Origin of the sequence: Pantoea sp. SIMBA_079 (genome assembly GCF_046940275.1) — a bacterium.
In the GTDB taxonomy this organism is placed as follows: Bacteria; Pseudomonadota; Gammaproteobacteria; order Enterobacterales; family Enterobacteriaceae; genus Pantoea; species Pantoea borealis.
On sequence record NZ_JAWRYR010000771.1, the window covers coordinates 1 to 244 of the forward strand.

General features: G+C 70.5%; 1 protein-coding gene. It reads right to left on the reverse strand.

Annotated elements, in window-relative coordinates:
- On the reverse strand, positions 1-244 hold a 244-nt coding region (locus tag SB719_RS22030; protein ID WP_412160014.1), incomplete at both ends, for a hypothetical protein.

Genomic DNA, 244 nt, shown 5'->3' on the forward strand with positions numbered 1-244 from the left:
GGTCCTGCCACGGATCTTCGCCGGCGACATCCGGCGTCGGTTCGATCTGCGCGTTCGACGTGCCCCGCACGCGCACGAAGCCACGCGTCTCCGGCGCCGGCAGCGTCACGTCGAACGCGATGCGATTGCCGTCCTGCCGCCATTGCGCAGCGCGCACGGTGTGCACGGTCATCTGCGGCGCGCCGTCGTCCGCCGCCTGCCCGGCGATCACGTCGATGTGGTCGATCGCATTGCGGTCACCGTT